At 67.4% G+C, this 20,463-nt stretch carries 18 protein-coding genes and 1 pseudogene; 7 read left to right on the forward strand and 12 right to left on the reverse strand.

Annotation, left to right across the window (positions count from 1 at the left end; all coding sequences use genetic code 11):
• Positions 1-807, reverse strand: a pseudogene (locus tag C1H66_RS01555) (hypothetical protein); the annotation flags it as partial.
• A gap of 139 nt (positions 808-946) precedes the next feature.
• Here C1H66_RS01555 and C1H66_RS01560 point away from each other — a divergent pair.
• The gene (locus tag C1H66_RS01560) at positions 947-1,660 is read left to right on the forward strand and encodes a DUF3581 domain-containing protein (protein WP_102626168.1); all 714 of its coding nucleotides are present in this window, start codon (positions 947-949) and stop codon (positions 1,658-1,660) included.
• An 11-nt stretch (positions 1,661-1,671) separates the two neighbouring features.
• Here C1H66_RS01560 and C1H66_RS01565 read toward each other — a convergent pair whose 3' ends face one another.
• Together C1H66_RS01565 and C1H66_RS01570 are read right to left on the reverse strand one after the other, a co-directional pair.
• Positions 1,672-2,568: a universal stress protein gene (locus C1H66_RS01565; protein WP_170064069.1), complete on the reverse strand. Its 897-nt coding sequence runs from the start codon at positions 2,566-2,568 to the stop codon at positions 1,672-1,674.
• A gap of 112 nt (positions 2,569-2,680) precedes the next feature.
• Positions 2,681-3,694 carry an acyltransferase family protein gene (locus C1H66_RS01570; protein ID WP_102626170.1) on the reverse strand — a complete coding sequence of 338 codons (1,014 nt, stop codon included), beginning with the start codon at positions 3,692-3,694 and terminating at the stop codon, positions 2,681-2,683.
• A gap of 136 nt (positions 3,695-3,830) precedes the next feature.
• Here C1H66_RS01570 and C1H66_RS01575 point away from each other — a divergent pair, with 136 nt between their 5' ends.
• The 3 genes from C1H66_RS01575 to C1H66_RS01585 all read left to right on the forward strand — a co-directional run bounded on the left by C1H66_RS01575 (position 3,831) and on the right by C1H66_RS01585 (position 7,181).
• A complete protein-coding gene (locus tag C1H66_RS01575; RefSeq protein WP_102626171.1) occupies positions 3,831-4,721 on the forward strand; it encodes an alpha/beta hydrolase in 891 nt (296 codons plus the stop codon).
• Between the two features lie 63 nt (positions 4,722-4,784).
• A complete protein-coding gene (locus C1H66_RS01580; protein WP_102626172.1) occupies positions 4,785-5,753 on the forward strand; it encodes a magnesium transporter CorA family protein in 969 nt (322 codons plus the stop codon).
• 192 nt (positions 5,754-5,945) lie between these two features.
• Positions 5,946-7,181, forward strand: coding sequence for a DUF3422 domain-containing protein (locus tag C1H66_RS01585; protein WP_102626173.1), 1,236 nt, complete (start codon positions 5,946-5,948; stop codon positions 7,179-7,181).
• A gap of 15 nt (positions 7,182-7,196) precedes the next feature.
• Here C1H66_RS01585 and C1H66_RS01590 read toward each other — a convergent pair whose 3' ends face one another.
• Positions 7,197-8,357: an MFS transporter gene (locus tag C1H66_RS01590; protein WP_102626174.1), complete on the reverse strand. Its 1,161-nt coding sequence runs from the start codon at positions 8,355-8,357 to the stop codon at positions 7,197-7,199.
• A 105-nt stretch (positions 8,358-8,462) separates the two neighbouring features.
• Complete coding sequence (locus C1H66_RS01595) at positions 8,463-12,068, reverse strand: S41 family peptidase (RefSeq protein ID WP_102626175.1); 3,606 nt, start codon at positions 12,066-12,068, stop codon at positions 8,463-8,465.
• A gap of 363 nt (positions 12,069-12,431) precedes the next feature.
• On the opposite strand from C1H66_RS01595, the gene C1H66_RS01600 reads away from it, so the two are divergent.
• Entirely contained in the window at positions 12,432-13,568 is a 1,137-nt protein-coding gene (locus tag C1H66_RS01600) for an alcohol dehydrogenase catalytic domain-containing protein (protein WP_102626205.1), read from the forward strand.
• Positions 13,565-14,614: a proline racemase family protein gene (locus C1H66_RS01605; RefSeq protein ID WP_102626176.1), complete on the forward strand. Its 1,050-nt coding sequence runs from the start codon at positions 13,565-13,567 to the stop codon at positions 14,612-14,614. Before C1H66_RS01600 ends, C1H66_RS01605 begins: the two co-directional genes overlap by 4 nt.
• Positions 14,615-14,617: 3 nt before the next feature.
• Here the strand turns inward: C1H66_RS01605 and arfB are convergent, their stop codons facing one another.
• From arfB to C1H66_RS01620, 3 genes are all read right to left on the reverse strand, one after another.
• Positions 14,618-15,031, reverse strand: coding sequence for an alternative ribosome rescue aminoacyl-tRNA hydrolase ArfB (gene arfB, locus C1H66_RS01610; RefSeq protein WP_102626177.1), 414 nt, complete (start codon positions 15,029-15,031; stop codon positions 14,618-14,620).
• Between the two features lie 83 nt (positions 15,032-15,114).
• Positions 15,115-15,987 carry a diacylglycerol/lipid kinase family protein gene (locus C1H66_RS01615; protein ID WP_102626178.1) on the reverse strand — a complete coding sequence of 291 codons (873 nt, stop codon included), beginning with the start codon at positions 15,985-15,987 and terminating at the stop codon, positions 15,115-15,117.
• Between the two features lie 95 nt (positions 15,988-16,082).
• Complete coding sequence (locus C1H66_RS01620) at positions 16,083-16,850, reverse strand: DUF1499 domain-containing protein (protein WP_102626179.1); 768 nt, start codon at positions 16,848-16,850, stop codon at positions 16,083-16,085.
• A 116-nt stretch (positions 16,851-16,966) separates the two neighbouring features.
• On the opposite strand from C1H66_RS01620, the gene C1H66_RS01625 reads away from it, so the two are divergent.
• On the forward strand, positions 16,967-17,317 hold the full coding sequence (locus C1H66_RS01625; RefSeq protein ID WP_102626180.1) for a hypothetical protein: 351 nt from the start codon (positions 16,967-16,969) through the stop codon (positions 17,315-17,317).
• Between the two features lie 36 nt (positions 17,318-17,353).
• On the opposite strand, the gene C1H66_RS01630 is transcribed toward C1H66_RS01625, so the two are convergent.
• The 4 genes from C1H66_RS01630 to C1H66_RS01645 form a co-directional block, all read right to left on the reverse strand.
• Positions 17,354-18,004 (reverse strand): HAD family hydrolase, encoded by a 651-nt coding sequence (locus C1H66_RS01630; RefSeq protein WP_102626181.1) that lies wholly within the window; start codon positions 18,002-18,004, stop codon positions 17,354-17,356.
• A 526-nt stretch (positions 18,005-18,530) separates the two neighbouring features.
• A complete protein-coding gene (locus C1H66_RS01635; protein WP_170064070.1) occupies positions 18,531-19,814 on the reverse strand; it encodes a type II toxin-antitoxin system HipA family toxin in 1,284 nt (427 codons plus the stop codon).
• Complete coding sequence (locus tag C1H66_RS01640; protein ID WP_240618180.1) at positions 19,811-20,095, reverse strand: helix-turn-helix domain-containing protein; 285 nt, start codon at positions 20,093-20,095, stop codon at positions 19,811-19,813. The genes C1H66_RS01635 and C1H66_RS01640 overlap by 4 nt, the downstream gene beginning before the upstream one ends.
• Before the next feature lie 130 nt (positions 20,096-20,225).
• Positions 20,226-20,447, reverse strand: a complete 222-nt coding sequence (locus tag C1H66_RS01645) for a DUF3820 family protein (protein WP_102626183.1) — start codon at positions 20,445-20,447, stop codon at positions 20,226-20,228.
• Positions 20,448-20,463 lie beyond the last annotated feature (16 nt).

Consider the following 20,463-nt stretch of genomic DNA (forward strand, 5'->3'; position numbering starts at 1 on the left):
GGCCGGCGTGTCGGCGAGCAGGGCCGCCTCGTCCAGTTCCACCACCAGCGAGGGGGAGTCGAGGGTGAGCTCGCTACCCGGGGCCAGCACGCCCTCGTCGAGTGCGAGATGGCCGCTCAGGCTACCGCGGCCGGCCAGGGTCAACCAGTCGAGTCCTCCCAGGTAGGGGTTGAAGAGGTCCCAGGCATCGGCTCGGGCGGCCACGGTGAGGTCGCCGGAGAGGAAGCGGGCGGCGGCCGCCCCCGGGTGGTCGGCGGGTGCGAAGGGGGCCACGGCGGCGGTCGCTTGCAGGCCGATGTCGTTGGCCAGCGGCTCGCGGCCACGGCGCAGGGTCGCCGTCTCCAGCATCAGCTCCAGCCGCTCCACCCCGACACGGCGCTCCTCGAGGGTCAGGCCGGCCAGACGCAGCCGTCCCTCGCCCTCGAGCTCGTGATCACCGACCCTCAGCGAGCGTAGGCCGTGGGCCTCGAGCAAGCGGATCTCGAGGCGCCGCGAGAACAGGGCCATCAGCGAGAGATCGAAGGTGGCCGCCTCGACCTCGAGGCGCAGTGGCAGGTCGTCGTCCTGGCGTTCCAGCCGCAGCGACTCGACGCGCAGTCGCCCGGGCCACCAGCTGCGACTGCCGGTCCAGCTCGCCGAGAGGCCGGGCGCTGGTGTCAGGCGCGCCTGGACCCAGGCGGTATCGAGCAGCCAGTTGACGCCGGCCAGGTAGCCGACGACGAGCACCAGCGGCAGGGCCGCCAGCCACCACCACCGGTGTCTCCGGTCGTGCCGGCTGGACGGCGCATCCGGGGTCTCTCCTTGCATGGATTACCGCTCCTGGGATTGTCCCGGGTCATGGTAGCGCCCGGGAAGGCTTCGTTGTCGCGGGTTTTATGGCATCATCTGCCCTCCGGCAGTGGCCGGCAGACGTGGATCGCCAACGACGCAGGGCAGGCACAGCAGCATGTTTCTCGATGAATTCCATACGCTCACGGGGGAGCAGGTACGCATCTCCGCCGAGCAGGCCAGTCGATTCGCCAAGCGGGTCGCCGGCGATTACAACCCTATCCACAACCCGGATGCGCGCCGCTTCTGCGTGCCCGGCGACCTGCTGTTTGCCCTGGTGCTGGCCCGCTTCGGCCTCTCCCAGCAGATGAGCTTCCGCTTCCTGAGCATGGTCGGTGACGGTACGCCACTCTGTTTCCAGGTGCTCGACGACGGCCGGATCCGTGTCTGCGACGAGGGTGGCAAGTGCTACCTCGAGGTGGAGCGCAGCGGCGACACGACCCGTGACGAGACGGTGGTCGAGGCCTTTACCCGCTGCTATGTGGCCTTCTCGGGCAAGAACTTCCCCCACTACCTCAAGCCGCTGATGGAGCAGAAGGGCGTGATGTTCAATCCGCGCCGCCCGCTGGTGATCTACGACAGCATGGGCTTCTCGTTGGAGCGACTGGATGGTCTGGCGCCTGGCCTGGAGCTGGCCCGCTCGTCGCTCGAGGTCACCGGCAAGCGCGGCGATGCTCTGCTGGAATTCCGCATCGCCAGTGACGGTGAGCCGATCGGTACCGGCTCCAAGAAGCTGGTGGTCAGCGGTCTGTGCGACTACGACGCCGCCGCCATGGACGAGATCGTCGACGAGTTCTATCGCCTCAAGGCGGCCCACGAGGCCGAGGCCTGACGGCGGAGCCGTCAGACCACCACGGTCACCGGGCAGGGGGCCCGGTCGATCACCCGGTGACTGACGCTCCCCAGCAGTGACTCTCGCCACTTGCTGAGCCCCCGCCGCCCCATGACGATCATCGGCGCGTCGTCGGCGTGCCGACGGGCGCGGGCGACGATCGCCTCGGGAATACGCTCATCGTGATTCAGCACCTCCTCGATGCCGGCCGGTATCTCGCCCAGCGCCTCCCTGGCCAGGCGGAAGACCCGCCCGGACTGGCTCTCTTCTCCGCCGTCGGCGCCTGACGGTCCGCCGCCCGGCTGACAGAAGATCAGCTCCACCGGCACCTCGGCACTGCGTGCCAGGTCGCCGGCCAGGGCGGCCGCCTTGTGGCAGGGGGCGGCCCCGTCCACCGGCACCAGCACCCGCCCGATATGCGAGGCCTCGAGCAGGCTGGCATCGGCATGCACGATGGTCACCGGGCAGCGGGCCCGGTGTACCACCTCGTTGCTGACGCTGCCCTGCATGAACTTGCCCATGTCGCTCAGGTGCCGGGCCCCCAGCACCAGCAGGCAGCCGGCATGCTGACTGGCGTGCTTGACGATGGCTCGGTCGGGATGCCGGATGAAGGTCGCGTCCTCGAGTGTCACCTCGGTGGGGCTGAGCGCCAGGGCGGGGTCGACGGCCTTCCTCGCCAGGGCGAATGCCGTGGCGGCCTGCTCGCGACGCAGCGCCCGGTCGCGGTCGGTGTCGACCTGGCGATTGGCGGGAATGTCGCTGAGCTCGGCCGGGTTGAGCGGCATCACATGCAGCAGTTGCAGCGGGGCATCCAGGAGCCGGGCCAGCAGGCTGGCAAGACGGGCCGCCGCCGCGGCCGTCGGCGATCCATCCACGGGCACGATCACCTGCGAGACGCGCTCACTCATCGACATTCCTCCCTGTTGCCTGAATCGGTCGCATGTAACCGCTGCGGTGGGCGGCGGTCCCTGATGGATAGACTAGCGCAGGCCGTGCCGTGGCGTCTCGCCGGGCACCGATTCAGGCCACGCGCAGCCGCTTGCCGAACATCAACCCGCCCCAGGAGAGCCGGTTGGCCAGTACGTTGAGGCCGATCGAGCCGGCGAACCCCATCACGACCAGCAGCAGGGCGTAGAGGGGTAGCGGGAAGTTGAGCCGCTGGTCCCAGAAGTCCACCACGCCGAAGAACAGCGGATGGGCCAGATAGATGCCGAAGGAGTACTCGTTGATTCGCCTGACCAGGGGGGGCGCCGGGCGGCCGTGCAACCGGGTCAGGGTCCACAGGGCAAAGAGGATGAACAGCGGGATCACCCAGGTCTCCTTGGAGGAGTAATTGAGCCAGCCCGGCAGCGAGAGCAGCACGACCAGGCTCGTCATGGCGACCAGCCAGCGGGGACGCGCGAGTTCGCCCAGTAGCGGCACCCGCTCCGGGGTGGGGTAGTGGCGCACCAGCAGCAGGGCGAGGAAGAACAGATAGATCCAGCCCAGCGGCGCGATCCACAGCAGGTAGCCGGGCGGGTCGATGCCGAGCCACCGGGTCAGTCCCCAGTAGCTCATGCTGATCAGGCTGCCGATCACCAACCAGGGGCCGGGCTCGAGGAAGCGTCCCAGGTCGAAGCGGGTATAGGCCCAGTAGAAGGCATAGAACTGCATGGCGATGATCAGGAAGTAGCCGTGCCAGCCGGCGTAGAGCAGATACTCGACGGCGTTGTCCACGAAGCCCACCTCGCCGTCGCCGGCGTTCACCCGCACGAATTCCGTGGTGGAGTAGATCAGGCCATAGACCAGGTAGGGCACCATCACGTACTTGATGCGGTTGGCCAGGAAGCCCTCGGGAATGGCGTTGCCGTAGCGTGCCGAGAACAGGAAGATCGAGATGAAGATGAAACTCGGTGTCCCCAGGACCGTGGGGATCCGTGCCAGATTCAGGGCGAGATGGTCGAGGTGCTGGTTGATACGGTCGAGGAAGTGAAAGCCGAACACCGCCAGGCAGCCGTAGCATCGCAGCCAGTAGATCTCCTCGATTCGTTTCATGGAAGCCCCGATTTCCCTTCGCCACGGATCAGTGTTGAACATCTGCAACCAGTGCGTTGTCGGACCACGTCAGGTGGCACGAATTCCCCCGAGTCGGGAAATTATCATTCCATTTCGCGGACATGGAGGGCCGAGCATGAAGGAGGGACTGCGCTGCTGTGCCATGCTGCTGGTCATGCTGGCCGGCCAGGCGCTGGCCGGCCAGGTCACTCACCACCGCTTCCATTCCGAGACCCTGGGACGCGACTATCCCTACACCCTCTATCTGCCCGACGGCTACCATGAGTCTGGCCTCGAGTATCCGGTGCTCTACCTGCTGCATGGCTCCTTCGGCAACGACCAGGACTGGGTCAACCGCGGGGCCCTGAAGGCGGTCGCCGACCGGCTGATCCGGCAGGGACGCATCCCGCCCACGGTGATCGTCATGCCCGGCAGCCACAGCTGGTGGATCGATGGCCACAACGAGAACGCCCGCTCCGCCTTCCTCGATGACCTGCTGCCCCATGTGGAGGCACTCTGGCGGGTGGTGCCCGAGCGCGAATGGCGCGCCGTTGCCGGGCTCTCTGCCGGCGGCTACGGTACCGTCAACTTCATCCTCGAGCGTCCCGAGCTGTTCGCCGCCGCCGCCGCCCTGAGCCCGGCCAGCTACCATCCCCTGCCGCCGGCCAACTCCACGGCCCGCGAGCATGCCGCCTTCCTCACCCCCGAGGGCCGCTTCGACGCCGATCTCTGGCAACGGCTCAATTACCCGGCATACCTCGACAGCTACCTGGCCCAGGAGTACGTGGTGCCGCTCTATCTCAGCGCCGGCAACCGCGATGCCTTCGATGCCGTCCGCCACGCCCGCAAGCTGCAACTGGCGCTGGAGGAGCACCAGCCCGGCCAGGTGCCGTTCGAGGTGTTCCGCGGTGGCCACACCTGGCGGGTATGGCGTGCCAGCCTGCCCGGCGCCCTGACCTTCCTGTTCCGCTACCTGCAGCCGCCCCGGCCACTCGGGGACGCCACGCACGCGGTGCCGGCGCCCTGAGCGGGTGCACGTCGGGCCGGCTTGGCCTATGGTCGTGGCAGACCCTCAACGGATGGAGAGACCATGATTCGCACGCTGCTGGCGACCACCGATGGCCGGATCCTGTCGGGCGACGAGGCGCTGATCGAACGCTGGCGACAGGAGGCCGGCAGCCGCTTGTGGATCGACCTGCAGGGCGAGCCACGGGAAACGGAGCGTCGCCTGCTGGAGCAGTTCGACAGCCATCCGCTGGCCATCGATGATGCCCATCGTGAGCGTCACCCGCCCAAGATCGAGGAGTTCGAGAACCATACCCTGATCATCTACCGGGGGATCTCCTCCTTCGACGCCAAGCTCAACTACGAACCCCAGCAGATGGCCTTCTTCCTCGGCGAGGACTTCCTGATCAGCCTGCATCCCGGCAGTGCCGACAGTATCGAGCGGCTCTTCGCCCACGACGGCGGCCCCCTGCTGCAGGAGTCGCCCGAGCACGTGGCGCTGCGGATCATGTATGCCTCCGCCGGCTACTACCTGAACAGCCTGCTGGAGTTCGAGACCGAGATCAGTGACCTGGAGGACGAGCTGCAGCTGGCCGGCAACGACGGCCTGATGCGCCGCATCGTCGCCTACAAGTCGCGCCTGGTGAAGATGCGCCGGCTGTTCAACTATCACAAGGGCATCACCCAGGAACTGATCGCCTACGACTATCGCCATCTGCCCCGCGAGAATCCGGCGACCCTGCACGCCATCAACGATGTCTTCGAGCGCTTCGAGCGGCTCCACAGCCTGACCCAGATGTACTACGACATCTGTGGCGACCTGGTGGACGGCTACCTCTCGATCTCGTCGCACCAGCTCAACACCACCATGCGCATCCTCACGGTGATCACCGCCGTCTTCGTGCCGCTGACCTTCCTCGCCGGCATCTACGGCATGAACTTCGCGCACATGCCGGAGCTTGGCTACCGCTACGCCTACTTCGTGGTGCTGGTCGTGATGCTGGCCATCGGCATCGGCCTGCTCTGGGTGTTCCGGCGCAAGAAGTGGTTGTAAGAGAAGGGGGCGAGAGTGGTGGCGAGAGTCGCTGCGAGAGTCGCTGCGAGAGGGGTGGCGAGAGTGGCTATGAGCATGGCCGTGGAAGGGGCCATGACGGTGACCGCGAGCGAGGCGTGTTGACGCAGGGCGGTTGGCCTGACCGCCGCTAGCCCTTACTCTCGGGGCTTCACCTCATGTTCAGGCCCGACCATGCACCCCCAGCGAGAGCGACTGCACAACGAGCTGCACGCCCGGCCCTCGATCTACTTCGTGGAGCCGGCCCACCTGTACCACTATGCCTTTCTCGATACCGACGGCGTCGGCGACGGCATCGTCCCGCGGCTCTGCGAACTGGCCGGGACGCGCCCGGCCCCGGGAGCCGTCCAGGACATCCTGACCCTCGACGATGGCCAGGTGCTGAAATGGGAACGGCACACCGAGTTCTTCACCCTGACGCTGATGGTGCCGCGCGAGCCGGATGGCGAGGCCTGGCCGCCGCCGCCGCCGTGGCTGGCGGCCATCGTCGCGGCGCATCGCGCGGCGCTGATCAATGCCACCCTGATCCTGACCGAGTCGGAGGACGGCTGGGGCGGTGACACCGCGGCCTACGGCTTCCGCGACCCCGCCGGCTCGCGGATCGGCGGCGGCGACGCCACCGTCTGGAGCGACTTCAGGCTCGACGCGAACGGCGTCAACCGCCTGCTGCTCGTCAACCGTGGGCTCAACGACTTCCGCCTGGGACGCATGGCCCGCCGGCTGCTGGAGATCGAGACCTACCGCATGATGGCCTCGCTGGCGCTGCCGCTGGCCAAGGAGCTCGCCGCTGAGCTGCGGGATTACGAGACCGAGCTCGGCGAGCTCTCCGACCGCAACGCCGACCGGCAGGAGGCGAGCCCGCGCCCGCTGCTGACGGCCATCTCGCTGCTGTCGTCGCGCCTCGAGCGCAGCGGGGCCCGCACCCGGCAACGCTTCAGCGCCACCGAGGCCTATGCGCGCATCGTCTACACCCGCATCGAGGAGCTGCGCGAGACACGGGTCGGGGACTGCCAGCGCCTGGGCACCTTCCTGATGCGGCGCTTCCTGCCCACGGTACGCTACTGCGCGGCGGTGGACCGGCGCCAGGAGAGCCTGGCCCAGAGCGTGGCGAGGCTCAACGACCTGCTGCGGACCCGCGCCCAGGTGGAGATCGAGGAGCAGAACTCGGAGATGCTGCAGAGTCTCAACGAGCGCTCCAGCAGCCAGTTGAAGATCCAGAAGGCGGTCGAGGGGCTGTCGATCATCGTCATCAGCTACTACATCGTCAGCCTGTTCAAGCTCTCCCTCGAAGGACTCGATGCGCTCGGCCTGCCGATCGAGCCGCGCCTCGCCGCCACCGTGCTGGGGCCGCTGGGCGTCCTGATCGTCGGCCTGCTGGCCTGGCGGATCTGGCGGGTCAAGAAGCACTGAGCGCGGGGCGGGCGATCATGGCGTCTCGCGCTTGACCCGGGCCTGCAGGGCGAGCAGCCCCAGCATCAGCAGTCCGGCCAGGCCGGCGAGCAGCAGGGGGAAGGCCCGGGTGCCGGCCCGCTCCAGCAGCGGGCCGGTCAGCGAGGGCACGGCCATGGCGCCGGTGCCCGCGGCCAGGAAGATCAGCCCGGTGGTGCGCCCACTCATCGCCATCAGCTGGTTGCCGAGCCCGAACAGGGTGGGAAAGATCGCCGAGGCGGCGAGCCCGAACAGTAGCGCCACCGCCTGCAGCGACAGCCAGCTCAGGTGCAGCGCCAGGGCGGTGGCCAGGCCCAGCACCAGGCAGCCGCGCAGCACCCGCCAGGGCGAGAAGCGCCTGAGCAGTACAATGGCCAGCAGGCGCCCGGCGGAGAGGGTCAGCCAGAACAGCGTCACCAGCAGGGCCGCGTCACCGGGGGCCATGCCGCTCAGGGTGGCGTAGGCGGTGATCCAGCCGGCGAAGGTGATCTCCATGCCCACGTAGAGGCCGAACATCAGCAGGAAGATCGCCAGCCGCCAGGCGTCCGGGGGGGGTGGCGGCGGTCGCTCGCCGTCGCCGCGTCGCGCCGGCCGGGGGCTGGCCAGCCTGGCCAGCGGCCAGAGCAGCAGCAGGCTGTAGAGCGCCACCAGCCAGAAGGCCCAGGCGACGTGCCCGGTCAGTGCCAGGGCGGCCACCAGGGCCAGCGGCACCAGCATGTTGCCGAGCCCGAAGCAGAAGTGCAGGGCGCTGATCCAGGGGGGCGATGCCGTGCCATGGGTCCACAGCAGCAGGGTGTTGGTGCCGGCATTGATCGACACCTCGGCGAAGCCGAGCAGGAAGACCACCGCCGTGAGTACCGTCAGGGCCTGGCTGAAGGGGACCGCGGCGAGCCCCGCCGCCATCAGCAGCACCATGCCGATCAGCACCCGGTGCCCCGGGAAGCGGTCCACCAGCATGCCCGAGACCACCGAGCCGAGCATGTTGCCCAGCGCCCGGGCGGTGAACAGTACGGCGATCTGGCCCATGGTCGAGCCGGTCATCTCCGCCAGGTGCGGCAGCGCCGGCCCCAGCAGGCCACCGCTCATGCCGATGGCGAGGAAGGCGAGGAAGTAGGTCAGGGTCACCCGGTGATGGTGCCCGGTCGCGAAGGCCAGCATGTCCGCTCCATGGAGTCGTTGGCGAGGGCGCGATTGTCGCACGTTCGACATGCAAGACGATCCTCCCCCGGGGGGAGGGTATTGGCCAGGCGGGGGGCGGGGGGGTTACTTCTCCGCGTCGATCCGGGCGAGCAGGTCCTCGACGGCGCGCTCGAGCTGGCGGTCGCGATTGGCCACCTCGTCCTCGGGGGTCTGTTCCACCATCAGGTCCGGCATCGCGCCGTTGTGCTCCATGTCGGTGCCGTCGGGCAGGTACCAGCCGCGGAACGGCCGCCTCACCGTGGCACCGTCGATCAGGGGCTCGCTGTTGGTGGAGATCACCCCGCCGTAGGTCTGCTGACCGACCAGGTTGCCGCGCCCCAGGGTCGAGAAGGCATGCGCCAGGATCTCGGCGTTGGAGTAGCTCTTCTCGTTGGCCAGCATGTTGATCGGCAGGGTGTAGCGTGGTGCGTCGAGCCGGCCCTGGGGGTAGTGGCCGGTGGCGTCCGGATCGGCGCCGGAGGGGAGGGTGTAGGCGTGCTCGCCGGTCATGATCGAGGTCAGGATGCGGTCCGTGGTGTGGCCGCCGCCGTTGTTGCGCACGTCGATGATCAGGCCCTCCTTGCCTATGGCGGCGGCATAGAGGTCGCCCTGGAAGCCTTCGAGCGAGGTCTGGTTCATCGACTGGATATGCAGGTAACCGAGTCGGTCGTCGGAAAGTGCCTCGACCCGGCGGCGATTTTCCGCCCGGAAGGCATCGTACTTGAGGCGTGCGAGGTCGTTAAGGCCCACCGGGGTCAACAGGGTCTGGTACTCGGCGTAGCCGTCGTCGGGACGCTCGAAGGTGACAATCACCTCCTGGTCGACACGTCCGCGGAGCCGGTACAGCAGGGTATCGTCCTCCTCGAAGGGTTGCAGGTCGATCGCGGTGATGATGTCGCCGGGCTGGAGCGGCATGGGGCCGCGCGCCGCCGGCCCCCCGGGGATGACCTCGGTGACGCGGTAGCCGGCCCTGCCGCCGGTGCGCGATACGCGCTCCCGCTCGATGCCGAAGCGTCCCGAGGGCTCGCGCAGCTCCGATTCCGGGCCGGGGTTGGTCACCCCCAGGTGGGAAGCCGCCAGCTCGCCCATCAGGCGGTTGGCGATGTCGCTGAACTCGCTGGACGTGCGGGACTGGGCGATCAGTGCCTCGTAATCCTTCACCAGCGTCGGCCAGTCCAGTCCCTTCATGTCCGGCCGGTAGAAGTGTTCGCCGATCACTCGGGCCGCCTCGTGGAATTTCTGCAGCGACTGTCGGCGCAGGTCGATGCGAACGCGGTCGGAGATGTCGGGGTAGCGGTGCATACCGCTGGACAGGTCGACCACGCCGACACGCCCGCTGGAGACATAGATGGCGCGATCGCCGGTCGCGCTCAGGTGCTGTACGTCGGCGACGTTGCCCAGGCGCTTGCGCTCGCTGCCGTCCCAGTTCATGACCATCAGCCCGTCGTGACCGGCATTGAACACGTAACGATCGCCCCCGGGCGTCATCTCGTTGGCGGACTGGTGGGCGGGCGAGGCGGTGATGCGCTCGACGCGTCGCCAGGCGCTCTCCAGGTCGAGGCTCGGTTCAGCGTCTGCCGCCGCGGCTTCCGCGTCCGGCGTCACCGGCAGGGGGCCCCGCTGGGAGGCCGCCGCACGGGCGTCGCGGTAATAGGCGGTGCGCTCGCGTGGCGTGTAGGTCTCGAGTTCACGATCCAGGTAGACGCTGTAGAGGTCGTAGCTGTCGCCCGAGCGGTTGGAGATGAAGCTCAACTTGCGGCCGTCGGCCGACCAGCGGGGGTTGAGGTCGTTGCGCGGATGCCGGGTGATGTTGACGGGCTCCCGGGAGCCGTCGGCGGGCACGATGAAGATGTTGGCGCTGTAGTCGAGGTCGTTCTGCGCGTAGGCGATGTGCCGGCTGTCCGGCGACCAGCGCCAGTGGAGCTGGCTGTCCCAGCCTTCGACCAGCGTCTGCTCGTCGCCACTCGCCAGGTCCATCACCACCAGGTCGCCCCGGCCGCGACGGAAGGCGATGGAGCGGCCGTCGGGCGACGGTGAGACCTGGCGATCGTTGTGCTCGCTCTGGACGAGGGGGCGCACCTCGAACCGCACCGCATCGTGCCAGCGGGCCGGGTCGCGCCCGGAGGGGATGTCGTCCGCCGGCTCGGGGTCGAGCTCCTCTTCGGGAATGCTCTCCGGCTCGGCGGGCTGCTCCGGCAGGGGTTCGTCGACGAAAGCGGCCGGGTCCGTCAGGAAGGGAGGATCGAGCAGCAACCCCGGATCCTGCGGCGCGAAGGGATCCTCGGGCTCTTCGCCTGGCAAGGCGGCAGCGGGTTCGCCGCTGCCTTCGGGTTCCTCCTGCGTGGGGGGTGGCGGCTCGTCCACCGTTGACTCGGCCGGTGCCTCGCGCTCCCGGCCATCCCCTCGGCCATCGTCGTCGGGCGAGGGCCGGGCGTGGGTGCGGCGAATGTCGTCGCGCGTCAGGGCCACGCGTGCCTCGCGGATCGACTCGCTGCCATCGGCATCGTTGACGAAATAGAGCCGCAGGCCGTCCGGCGACCAGGCGAGGTCCCGATGCCGGGCATGGGTCCCGGGGGTCACCGCCTGGGTCGGGCTGTGCTCGTCCATGTGGCGGACATAGACCCGCCCATAGGCGATGTAGGCCATCGTCTTGCCGTCGGGACTGAGGGCCGCCTCGCTGACGTCCCGGTTGATGCGCCGCAGCTCCTGATCGTCGCGGTCAGCCGCGGGGGCGCGCAGCGCCACCGGCTCGGGCTCGGCGTCCGGGTCCTCGAGGTCCAGGGTGAGCAGGGTGTCCCACACCTGCAGGACCGCGGTGCCGCCGTCGCGGGAGACGTCGAAGTGCTGCAGGTCGCGCTCGTCGAAGTCGGTGAGGCGTTCGAAGGTGCGTTCCCCGCCATCGAGCGCCACACGGTAGAGGTTGACCGTCTCGTCCTCGCGGTCGGACATGAAGAGCAGGGTGTCGTCGTCGGCCCAGCGGGCGTGGCCGTCGTCCCCGTCGCGCTCGGTGAGCGGCTCGAAACGGTTCTCCTCGCGGTCGTACAGCCAGATGTTCATGGCATCCGGGCCGCGGTAATGGCGGCGGCTCCAGCCATGGTAGGTCCCGCCCCGGGTGAAGGCGAGGCGCTGGCCGTCGGGCGAGAGCTGCGGGTCGGAGCCGAAGGCGTCATGCAGCCGGCGGTACTCGCCACCCTGCGGCGACACCCGATAGGGCCGATGGTCACGATGAACATCGGCCTCGAGCATGCCGGAAAAGGTGATCACCGGCTCGCCATCGGCGTCGGTGGCGTAGGCGGGGTTGCGCAGGTGCTGGTCGGCATGGGTGAGCTGGCTCAGGCGGCTGCCGTCGCGGTGGATGCGCCACAGGTTCATGTAGCCGTCGCGCATCGAGGCGAACACGATCCATTCGCCGTCCGGGCTCCAGCTCGAATAGAGATCGTCGAGCCGGTGTCGGGTCAGCCGTGTCGCTTGGCCGCCGTCGCTCGATACCCGCCACAGGTCGCCCGCCCAGCTGAAGACGAGCTCCGAGCCGTCCGGGCTGATGGAGGGAAAGCGTGGCAGCCCGACCCGGCCGGCCTCGGCCGCCGCACTGACCGGGACACCCGCCAGCAGCCCGCTCACCACCATCAGCAATGCTAGCCACCGCCGGGTTGCACCCGGTGGCCTCGGATTGTCGCGCGGTGCATCCATTCCTCGAGCCTTTTCCATGGCGCCCTGTGCCCACCAAGGTAGCAGCTCTCCAGCGACCCTTGTAACCTCTCGCGATCGCGTCCGACGGCGGGGCGTTGCCGGTGCATGGCTCGCCCAGCGGTGTGTTCGCCAGGCGGGCCGGCGTTCAGGTGACGACCGAGCAGGAAGAACGCACACGACAGCGGTCAAATTCAGAAAGAATCGTTCCGGCTCACCATGTCCAGTTCGGCCACGGTCGTGTTTCAATCTGGCCTCCACCGAGGGGAATCACCCTCTTCTCGTGACCACGGATGAAAGCCCATTCATGCAAGGAGGTTGAGACAAGTGGCACACGATACCCTTCCGGAGAACGTTCCGGCCACCATGGCGGCCATGCTGCTGACCGGGCATGGCGACATCGACAAGCTGGTCCATCATCGGGACGTGGCGACGCCCAGGCCAGGGCCGGGCGAGGTGCTGGTACGGGTCACGGCGACGGCGAAGAACAACACCGACCGCAAGGCGCGCGAGGGCCTCTACCCCACCAAGGACAAGGGCGAGGTGACCTCCTTCGCCATGGGCGGCTCGCCGACCCTGACCTTCCCGCGCATCCAGGGCGCCGACGTGGCCGGGCGCGTGGTCGCCGTGGGCGAGGGGGTTCCCGCCTCGCGCCTCGGCGAGCGCGGGCTGCTGGACTTCAACCTCTACCCGGATGCCCGCCGCGACCTCAACCTGATGCCGGACTACTACGGCCACGGGGCCGACGGCGGCTTCGCCGAGTACATCGCCGTGCCGTCGGACCAGTTCCATCATGTGCCCAACCCCGAGCTCGCCGATGCCGAGCTCGCCGCCCTGGGCATGTGCTCCTACCAGACCGCCTACCATATGATGACCTCGGCCCGAGTGAGCGCGGGTGAACGGATTCTCGTCAGCGGCGCCAGCGGCGGCGTGGGTACGGCGCTGATCCAGCTGTGCCGCATCGTCGGTGCGATCCCCTATGCGGTGAGCCAGCCCGACAAGGCCGAGGGATTGCTCGCGCTCGGCGCCGAGGCGGTGATCGATCGTGGCGATCTGCCGACCTTCGTCGAGCGGGTGCTCGAGGCCACCGACGGCGCGCCCATCGACGCGGTGATGGACCTGGTCGGCGGCGAGATGACCGACCGCTTCATCGACACCATGATCGGCGACATGCAGCGCCGCACCACCTACCCGCGGCTCTCCATCGCCGGGGCCAGCGGCGGCAACCTCAGCGAGATCATGTGGACCCGCATCTACCTTTATCAGGTGCAGATCTTCGGCGTCTCCCACGGCACCCGCGAAGAGGCCGAGCAGCTGGTGGACTGGATCCGTAGCGGCCAGCTGAAGCCGGTGCTGCACGCGGCCTTCAGGCTCTCCGAGTTGCACGAGGCGGAGCGTTATTTCGTCAACCGCGGCAGCAACTACCTGGGCAAGATCGTGATCGTTCCCGACAGCCAGTGGCGCGAGCATGGCGCGCCCTTCGCACTCGAGGGGCGGGCATGAAGGAGGAACTCGTCATCCAGCTGATGGACACCCATGCCGGCGGCGACGTCAGCCGCATCGTCACCGGCGGCATCGACCCGCTGCCCGGCGCCACGGTCAGGGAACAGATGCACTACCTGCGCGACGACGCCGATGGCCTGCGCAAGCTGCTGCTCGACGAACCCTACGGTATCCCCGAGATGTCGGTGGATCTGCTCGTGCCCCCCAGCCACCCCGAGGCCGCGGTGGGCTACATCATCATGGAGGTGATGGGCTACCCGATCTACTCCGGCTCCAACACCATCTGCACCGCCACCGCGGTGCTGGAGCTGGGCCTGGTGCCCAAGCAGGAGGGGCGCCAGCGCTTCGTGCTGGAGTCTCCCGCGGGACTGGTGCATATCGAGGCGCTGGTGGAGAACGGGGTGGTGGAGGCGATCACCTGCAAGGGGCTGCCCAGCTATATCGATACCTATCGGGCCAGCATCCACGTGCCGACCATCGGCGAGGTGACCTACTCGGTGGCCTACAGCGGCGGCTTCTATGCCCTGGTGGATGCCGCCGAGCTGGGCTTCCACCTGACCCGGGACGAGGAGCGCGACCTGGCGGCGTGCGCCTACAAGATCGTCGAGGCGATCCAGGCCGAGCGTGGCTTCTCCCACTACACCCTGGGCGACGTGGGGCCGCTGCCCTTCCTGCACTTCATGGGGCCGGTCGAGCAGGTGGCCGACGGCTTCTACCGCTCGCGCTCGACCACCTACGTGCACCCCGGCGTGATCTGTCGCAGCACCACCGGTACCGGTACCTCGGCGCGGTTGGCGCTGATGCACCATGAGGGCACCATCACGTCGGGCGATCGGCTGGAGACCGTCTCGCTGCGCGAGACCGGCTTCATCGGCGAAATGACCGGCACACGACGGGAGGGCAGGCACCGGGTGGTGGAGAACAACATCACCGGCAAGAGCCACGTGCTCGCCCGCTCGGAAATCGTCGTCAACTGCGAGGATCCCCTGGTGGAGTGCGCCGGCCTGCACCATATCCTCACCAGCGGACACGCCTCGCAGGGGTAGGGGTCACACCGGCACCTTGCCGCGCAGCGCCTTGGTCTTGCCCTTGCGGGTCTTCTTGTCCACCCGGCGGCGCTGGGAGCCCTTGGTGGGCTTGGTCGGCCGGCGGGCCTTCTGCTGCTTCACCGCGCTGCGGATCAGCTCCCTGAGGCGCGCCAGGGCGTCCTCCTTGTTCAGTTCCAGGGTGCGGAAGCTCTGCGCCTTGATGACGATGATGCCCTCCTTGCTGATGCGCTGATCGGAGAGGGCCATCAGGCGCTCCTTGTAGAAGGGCGGCAGGCTGGAGGCGAGAATATCGAAACGCAGATGCACCGCGGAGGCGACCTTGTTGACGTTCTGCCCCCCCGCCCCCTGGGCGCGGATCTGGCTGATGTCGATTTCCCAATCGGCCAGTTCCACCGTATTGGAGATGGTCAGCATGGTATGCCTCGTGGTCAGGGCCCGATGGTGCCAGGCTACCATATCGACAGGTCCCGGCCTGAGCCGTGAGGCGGGCCCGGTGGCTAGGCAGGCAGAAGGCGTTCGCAGACGACCCGCAGTGCCCCGGGGCGTGTCGAGGCCGTGGCCTCCATGATGCGCCCCAGGTCTTCACCGTCCGCGGTCAGGGTCCTGGAGTGGCGTAGCTGGACCTGGCAACGGGTCGACTTGACGTGCACCAGGGTGGAGCCGTCCCTGGGCTGGCGCCCCCGCAGCCGGGAGACGATAAAGGTCATCAGCAGGTTGACCCAGGAGCGCGGGCGTACGGCCACGATGTTCAGCTCGCCGTCGTCGATCGTGGCCTCGGGGATGCGCTGGCCGCCGCCGAAGAAGGCTCCCGAGGAGATCGCAATCGACAGCCAGAGGCCCTCGATGCTGCCGCCGTCATGGGTGATCCTCGCCTGGAAGCCCCACCGTATGCCGATCCGCCTGGCGAGCACGGCCAGGTAGCTGAAGCGGCCGAACGCTTTCTTGTGATTCGCGGAGGCCTTCCTGGCAGGGACGGTCCCCAGGCCGATGTGGGCGACATTGAGGAACAGGGTGTCGTTGACCCAGCCGACGTCGACATTGACCGTCCGGCCCGAGGCAATCAGGCGACATATCTCGAGGGGATCCTCCGGCAAGCCGAGATTGCGGGAGAAGTCGTTGGCGGTGCCCGACGGCAGCACCGCCAGGGTGGCGTTGCGCTCGAGACACAGCGCCGCGCCCCGGCTGACGGACCCATCGCCGCCCGCGACCATCACCAGGTCGCCCTCCCGGACCTCCCGTGCCCATGTCGTGTCGGAAAAGTCCCGCACCGAGACATCGCCAAGCCCCGCTCCCCGCAGGTGCTCCAGCCAGAAGGCCTGCCCACGGCTACCATCACCCGCATCGGCATTCGCGACCAACCAATGGCGCATCCCGGCGTCTCCCTGACCTGGCGTGATCCCGTGAGAATAGCGTATGGGCGCTGCTTAAAAACCGTCTGACACTGGAGGGAGCCGCTGGGTTCGGCTCAGCGGCGTACCCGGCGCTCCAGCGCTTCCCGGTACGTCCGGATCCGTGCCGCATTGGTCCCCACATCGCCGCGGCCCATGCGGGAAGCGGAGCGCACGTCGACGCGCACGCCGTCGTCGGTCTCGGTCAGGCGGATCACCACGTCGTCCTTGAAGCCGAACCAGGTGGTAGTGTCGGTGGCCTCGATCCTGTCGGCGGTGACGCTGGCGAGCTCCCAACCCAGGTCCAGGGCGGCGGCCTCCGCGACCGAGAGGGCGCTGTCGCGCGGCATGTCCAGGTCGATCGGCTGGATATCCGGGTAGGCCTCGCGCTGCTGGCGGGCGACCGCCTCGCCGGGGTAGTCCACCGCGTTGGGGGCCGCTTCCCGGGCGTCGGCCAGCGCCGCGAAGGCGGGCGGGTCCTCGGTGTCGGTGGTGATGTCGTGGATGGGTGGCGCCTGCTGGGCGCGCTGCCAGTGCACCCAGGGCACGGTCATCATGCCGGCGACGGCGACGATCACCAGGCCGCCGGCCAGGGCGGCGCGCAGGCGTCGGCAGATGGTGGCGATGACCAGCGCGATCAGCCCCACCCCGGCGGCGCCGGCGGCGGCGTAGGCGCCGTAGCGCAGCAGGCCGAAGGCATCGCCCAGCGGGAGCAGCCCGAGGCGGTAGGCGGGCCCTGCGGCGGCCATCAGCAGCGCGGCGAGCACCAGCAGGGCCAGGGCGAGCCAGGCGACATTCACCGGCCAGCGGCCACCGCGTAGGCGGCCTGGACGCAACAGCGACATGAGAACTCCTTAACGCCGGGTTTCGATAGTGTCAGCATAATCGCCGCAGGGACCCGGTGCCGCATGACGACTCGCGCGGACGTGACCAGGACGGAATGGACCACCAGAGACGACAGATGCCAGTACAGACCCCCGACGACCTCCTGGCGGCCGAAGTGCGCCGTCTCCTCGAGACGATGCCCGAGGCCAGGCTGCCGATCACCTACCATCAGGTGGCCGACGCCCTGGGGCTCACGCCCCCACGCACCATCCAGCGCGTCGCCCAGGCGCTGGAAGCCCTGATGCGCGAGGACGCCGACGCCGGGCGGCCCTTCATCGCCGCCCTGGTGGTCAGCCGTCGCGGCGACCTGCCCGGCAGGGGGTTCTTCGACCTGGCCGTGGAGCTCGGCCGCTTCCCCGCCGACCCGGCACGGCAGGCCGAGGCGTATCGGGACGCGTATCGTCGGGCGATGGCGGCACGTGGTTAGGCAGGCGCGATGCCACCACGCACGGCCGCCTCGACCTCAAACGTTCAACCACACGAGGAGGTCATCGAAGCCATTTATAATCGCTGTGGCCTTGCTGAAGTCGTGCTGGAACGTCATGTCGTTTGGTATCGCAATACAAGAGATACCGGCCCCCGTGGCCGCCTTTACCCCATGCTCAGTATCCTCAATGGCGAGGCACTGCGAAGCCGCAAGCCCAAGACGCTTCATGGCCAGCAAGTAGACGTCGGGTGCTGGCTTGCTGGCGTCGACGTCATCACCGGAGACAACAGTAGAGAAGAGGGCATGCAGTGCGTTGTCTCGCAGTGTCGCATCGACACCATTTCGACCAGCGCCCGTAACAACCCCTAGCGCCACGCCTCTCTGGTAGAGATAATGTAGTACCTCTTTGACGCCGGGGCGGAGTGAGAAGGCAGTACTCTTCAGCCGTTGCTGAGTCGCTGTGCTCTTCTCGCTTACCAGTTCTTCATGCGACCCGCTGAGATGAAATCTCTCAACCATGTCCACGGCATTCGCGTCGGTTGGCTTGCCCGCATAACAAGCCTTGTACATCTCCTCGTTTAACCTGATCCCCCGTCGTTCGAGAATCTGTTGCCACATCTGGAAATGTACGGGCTCGGAATCGACAAGTGTTCCGTCATGGTCGAAGAGAATGGCACGAATTGTCATGGTACTTTCCAGAAGTTAGACAGGCTGTTGGCAGTCGTGGACACCTGAGCCACCCTGACAGTCTAAAGTAAAATCGGAATGCACCGCTAACCTGGTTTCCCCGATCGCCCACCGGCCTTGCCCCTGTTGCATTAGTGCACCAAAAAGCCCCGCACAGGACGGGGCAAGGGACCCTGTATAGGGTTACGTGACCGCTCAGCTGGCCGACGGCAGAAACGACAGATCCGGCACCAGAGGGCTTGTCGTAATCGCGAGCGTGGTCACGACAAAGGGAGACGTCATCGCACGCAGCAGCGCCGAATTCACCCGGGGGAGCGGTGGAGTCGAGAATGGTACGAAGGGAACCAGGAAGCGCCTACCTCGGGTCTGGACTCAGAGGAGGCGACGGGATGGTCTCGGCCGAGACGGCCGACAGTCAACGAGAGGTCCCCACCAAGGCAAGTGGATGTACGTCAGCATACACGGATCGGGGGGACCCGTATGCTTCCGTCTCCCTGACGATGCCCTGTGAGGTGCCGGCGTTATTCTACCAGCGCTCTGCCCGACGACATTGTTTGTGAATATGCTGGCGCTGCTGCTGCAGCCGTACCCAGCCGTTATCCCCGAGGCCGGCTTGTTGCAAAGCCTGCTGCAGGGACGAGGAGTCGGCAAGCTCGGCGAGCGTGGCGGCCATGTCCTGGATCTGGCGTTTGACGAAGGGGTAGCTGAAACGGCATTCCCGGGCGAAGGCTCGCCAGTCTCGCGGCAAGAGTTGCATCGAGTTGAACTGCTCACCCACCGAGAAGGCCAGCTCGGGGTTGTAACCGAGCACGATGGTGCCGACCAGGTCGTACGCCGGGGCGATCTGCCATCGACCCTGGGCATCCTGCAGCAGCGAGACGTTCTTGGCATGGCCGTCGCTGTTGCCGACCAGCACATTGAAGAGCTGCCAGCGAAGCAGGTGCTGGATGGAGGCCGCCGAGGGTTTGCAGGCCTCGCGTACCCTTTGCACGCCCTGTCCGAAACGTGGGCCACCGAAGGCCTGGTATTTCTGGGTGCGCGCCAGCCCCATGGCCTGGCACAGGTCTTCCTGATGCAAGCGTTCGATATGGCGTGTGCCGATGCCACGACGATCGTAACGTTCGACGATCAGGTAGGGATGGCGGCTGGCATGCCCCATTGCGGTGGGAGGGCAGGCCAGCCCGGCCAGTCGCGCCAGGGTGTTCAGGTACAGCTCATTGAGGATGACCTGTTCGCGCCCCTCGACGGCGAACTTCAGAATATGCGAGGAAGGTGCGACACCGGAGGGCAGGTAGAGTGCGCCATCCCACACGAGCACGGGGATCTTGTCCTGGGCGCCGGCCAGGGACAGGCGAGGGCGCTTGGCCGGGTCGTCGTCGGCCATCAAGGCATAGCGCTCGCGGAAGGCGGCCCACTGGCCGAGCCGGTCGAGCTCCAGGGCGCGATAGTCGCCCGATGACTGGTCGCGTGACAATGGGGCCTGCCCAGGGGGCAGGATCGTCAGGGCCCCGGCGCAGTCGCCGCCGATGGCGGCCAGCAGAGAGAAGTCGTCGTCGGGAATGCCCAGTCGCTTGATCAGGGCCTCGCGTGCCTGCTCTTCCGGCAGCAGGTTGCCGAACCAACGATGGGCGCGTTGGTCTTCCGGCAGCCAGGTCTTCCGGCTCAATGGCAGGCTATGCGAAATGGCCTGCCCCGTTGCTTGCCAGGCGTCGTCGTACTCGAACCCCATCAGTCGTCCATCGTCACCGCGCCACAGGGTGCCCACGCGCTGTTCGTCGCGCCAGACATGCAGCTCCTGTTGAGGCCTCACGACGGGGTCTCCTCGGTGGGATAGGCGACGAGATCGATACCCAGGGCATCGAGCACCATCATGATGCGTCCGAAGCCGCAGGAGTCGCGGCCATTTTCCAGTTCGCTCAGGAAGCGAATGCTCAGCCCACACAGGCCGGCCAGGGTTTCCAGGGTCAGCCCTTGCTGCTTGCGCGTGCGGCGAATCAGTTGGCCGAGCGCCTTGGCATCGCGGATATTGACCGAGCCGGGCGGTTGCATGGGTATCTGTCTCTCGAGCGGCGTGATGGCATAAGGTCGCATGAGGCCGAATTTTCCTGATAGGGATAATTCTATCAGGGGAATGGGCGAATGCACGCGAAATTTCCCGATAGGGAAAAAGTTGGTAGATAGTAGGCAGGGAGGCAAATATTTTCCCTATCGGGAAAGTAGACTAGGCCCCATGGGACTCCCGCAGCGGATCGAGCAGCGGGCTCAGGCCGTTGTGGTCGATCTCATGCATCAGATGCAAGAGCTGGCCGATCTCGCCGGGCGGGAAGCCCTGGCGGGCAAACCAGTTGAGGTAGGGACCGGGAAGGTCGGCGATCAGCCGGCCTTCGTACTTGCCGTAGGGCATCCGTCGGGTAACCAGCTTTTCCAGATCCTCGGGTTTCACGCATCGCGCTCCTCTG

Origin of the sequence: Halomonas heilongjiangensis (genome assembly GCF_002879645.1) — a bacterium.
Classification (GTDB): Bacteria; Pseudomonadota; Gammaproteobacteria; order Pseudomonadales; family Halomonadaceae; genus Halomonas; species Halomonas heilongjiangensis.